General features: G+C 46.9%; 4 protein-coding genes. 3 read left to right on the top strand and 1 reads right to left on the bottom strand.

The features are described from left to right. Positions 1–25: 25 nt before the first annotated feature. Positions 26–403 carry a hypothetical protein gene (locus tag AC5OW4_RS14850; protein WP_493677170.1) on the bottom strand — a complete coding sequence of 126 codons (378 nt, stop codon included), beginning with the start codon at positions 401–403 and terminating at the stop codon, positions 26–28. 362 nt (positions 404–765) lie between these two features. Here AC5OW4_RS14850 and sigK point away from each other — a divergent pair, with 362 nt between their 5' ends. From sigK to nagZ, 3 genes are all read left to right on the top strand, one after another. Beyond that, complete coding sequence (gene sigK, locus AC5OW4_RS14845) at positions 766–1470, top strand: RNA polymerase sporulation sigma factor SigK (RefSeq protein WP_195396695.1); 705 nt, start codon at positions 766–768, stop codon at positions 1468–1470. A 53-nt stretch (positions 1471–1523) separates the two neighbouring features. After that, positions 1524–2183, top strand: coding sequence for an HAD family hydrolase (locus tag AC5OW4_RS14840; protein ID WP_493677169.1), 660 nt, complete (start codon positions 1524–1526; stop codon positions 2181–2183). Continuing rightward, positions 2180–3685 (top strand): beta-N-acetylhexosaminidase (nagZ, locus tag AC5OW4_RS14835; protein ID WP_493677168.1); only part of this gene is annotated, 1506 nt, incomplete at its 3' end. The genes AC5OW4_RS14840 and nagZ, both read left to right, overlap by 4 nt.

The raw sequence follows: 3685 nt of genomic DNA, 5'->3' as shown, positions 1-3685 counted from the left end.
TCTTTCTACACGACGCTCTTCCGATCTATAGAGTTTCTATTTTATTATCAATTTCCTTTATTTTCCTAATATCATACAGTTCTACAGCTTCAAATAATTCAGCACTAATTAATTCAACCTGTGACATCACCCCCGGAAAGTCATCGACCTTAAACCCCAGTTTCTCAATGAAGAAGACGTATAACTCATCATCTTTGATGATCTGTCCCCGCTCTAAACGATTTAATGTAGCTCGGGAACAAACCGGTTCACCCTCAACAACTTCATAAAAAGGATGTTCCCTGGTCGCTAAAATAAATTCGTTGCAGCTGAAACGTTTATCTTTAGATCCCTGATGCATTCGTTCACGATAGATCTTGATTAGACGTCCACTGTTTTCTCGCATTTTGTTATTCGCAAACATGTTCGTTCCCCCTCCAAAAATTCCGGTTATATTCTATCATAGATTATATTGAAAAATGGTAATATTTGGGAATTCTATCAATGAAATCATATCACAAATTTATCAATACAGAGCAAAATGTAAGAATTATAGAAGTTTAAGAACACAATGCCGTTAACAAATCAAGGTCTTGATTTTAAACGATTGCTGAGGAAAGATCGAAAATTTTCATAGCGGATCGAGGATTTAATCCAATTCTAGAAGACTGCTGACTTCAAATTGGGAAGAAAGTGAACTTTTAATCGAGAGTGCCGCATTAAGAAAATTCATCAAATTACGACTAAAATCGCAGGATCGAACATACGTTGAAGAAGGTGATAACTATGTGGACACAACTTTTTCAAATGCTACAGATTTTCTTCAGCTGCTTTATCGGTTCCATCCGGACAACCTCCTTCCCGCAGCCTTTGACAGCGGAAGAAGAACAAGACGCATTGCAGCGCATGGCCAAAGGCGACGTCGAAGCGCGGGCTGATTTAATCGAACACAATCTTCGTTTAGTCGCGCACATCGTAAAGAAATTCGATATCCGCCGCGAACAAACCGAAGATCTCATCAGCATCGGTACGATTGGTTTGATCAAAGGCATCGACACATTCAAGGTTGATAAGGGGCATAAGCTGGCAACTTATGTTTCCCGCTGTATCGAAAATGAAATTCTGATGCACTTACGCAACAACAAGCATGCTTTCCAGACGCGTTCTTTAGATGATGCGATTGGTCAGGATAAAGATGGCAGCGAGCTGACCTTGATCGACGTGATTCCCGCCCCGGACCAGCCTGACCCCATCGACAAATTGATGCTTGAGGAAAACAAACGCAAGCTCGCTCAGTTCATGGGTTTATTGGATGAACGGGAGCACAGCATCCTTGTCCGCCGCTATGGGCTGGAAGGGCATCAGGAAATGACGCAGCGGGATATTGCCAGACAGGAACACATTTCCAGATCCTACGTCTCGCGGATTGAAAAGCGGGCTTTCATGAAGCTTCTGCGGGCATTTATGAAGGAGAATCAGGAAAAGAAGTAGCCATTTGTTTTGAAAACCATTATAATCATCTTGAGAGATTCGAGGTGGATAAAATGAGTATAGAATGTGTAATTTTTGACTGTGACGGCCTGATGTTCGATACCGAAAAGGTCGCTAATGAAAACTGGCGGGAAATCGCTGGAAAATATGGAATTACGTTAGACGATGAGTTTTTCTATCAGATCATCGGCTGCGGACACAAATTATTCTTAAAAGCCATGGAGAACCATCAGGATCTAAAACCGCATCTTCCGGAAATCAGCGAAGGCCGGTTAAAAAAGATCTTTGGCATGTGTGAAAACAAAGGCAGCCTGAATAAAAAAGGATTGACTGAATTGCTCGACTATTTAGACGAGGCAGGCATCAAGAAATGCGTCGCTTCGTCCAGTCACCGCGAATATGTCGACACGCTTTTAGGCAGTATCGGCAAGCCTTATCACTTCGACAGCGTCGTGTGCGGCAATGAAGTGACCCATGGCAAACCGGATCCGGAAATCTTTTTAACCGCTGCGCGGAAAGCCGGCGCCGCCCCGGAAAAATGCGTTGTGCTGGAAGATTCCAAGTTCGGCATCATCGCCGCAAAGCGGGCAGGGATGAAAAGCGTCTGGATCTATGACTTTGTAAAACCGGATGAAGAAATGAAGGAAGCAATCCAGGAAAGCCGCAATGATCTGCTTGAAGTAATTGATTATTTAAAGGAGCAGGCACGATGAGCCGTTCCCCTGCTTTTCCTGCTTCTTCATCTGTTCACGGCCGGCGGTGGTCAGCGATGCTTTTATCTCTTTTGATGCTTGCCAGCTGCAGCCGCCCGGAACCTGTTCCCTCTCCGGAAATTTTACCCAGCCCAACGCCTTCTAACAATGCCGTTTCTGAAAAGCTCAATGAACAGCAGTTAAAAGAGCTTGTCGCAAAAATGGACGTTCAGGAGAAAGTGGGTCAACTGGTCATCGTTTCTTTTGAAACGACGGAAGTCGATACGAAAACTGAGGCCTGGCTCAGAACCAATAAGATCGGCAACGTCATCGTGTATGCGAAAAATATCGAAAACGCCGGGCAGGCGACGACGCTGACCGGACAGCTCCAGAACACCATCCGCGGCGCAACTCAGATTCCGGCGTTCATTGGAATCGATCAGGAAGGCGGCATGGTCAACCGGGTCCGCGAAGGCGTCACAATTTTCCCATCCCCGATGGCGATCGCGGCCGGCCGGCAGGAGAATCTGTATTCGCTGGCGTGGTCGATGGCAGATGAGCTTTCCGGCATGGGATTCAACATGAACTTCGCGCCGGTGCTCGACGTCAACTCCAATCCGGACAACCCGGTGATCAATCTGCGCTCGTATGGCGATGATCCGAAAGCTGTCGCCAGCTTTGCCTCGATCTGGATTAAAGGCTTGCAGGAAGGCGGCGTGGTCAGCGTAGCGAAGCATTTCCCAGGGCATGGAGATACAAGCGAGGATTCGCATTTCGCCCTGCCCACTGTCAATAAGACGCTGGATCAGCTGAAAGAAACGGAATTGATTCCGTTTGAAACGGCGATTCGCAGCGGCGTCAGCGCGATTATGACCTCGCATATCCTGTTCCCTAAAATTGAAAAAGAAAAGATTCCCGCAACTTTATCCAAAACGATCATCACCGATTTGTTAAAAAATGAGTTGGGCTACAACGGAATCGTCATCAGCGACAGCCTGCAGATGGATGCCATTGAAGCGCATTACGGGATGGCAGAAGCGGCAGTTCAGGCAATTCAGGCCGGCGTGGACATGGTGATTCTGGGCGATGGCAAAGTCCTGCAGCCGGACAGCGAAGATGTTCAAACACCGGTGATCGAGGCCCTGATTGAAGCTGTCAATCAGGGAACCATCAGCACCGAGCGACTGGACGATGCGGTTCTTTCCATTCTGCGGATTAAGAATGATTATGGCTTGTTTGAGGACAACGGTGAATCCAATCATGCACCTTACGATATTGATCTGGAATCGCATCAGGTGCTCGTTCAAGATACGACAGACCAAAGCATGACGTTGATCCGCGATGAGATTTCCGCGCTGCCGCTGCCGACAGACAGCACCTTGTTTATTTCCTTTCCTTGCGTCTATCCGCTGGAATTCGATAAAAAGAGCTTCGGCGAAGTGGCCGCGGATTCCTTATTTGGCAAGGCCGTGAATGTTCATCAGGATCCGACACAATCGGAAATCGACGAAGATCGGAAGAGC

This window comes from Holdemania sp. (genome assembly GCF_986127675.1).
This window is presented reverse-complemented; position numbering and strand designations above follow the sequence as displayed.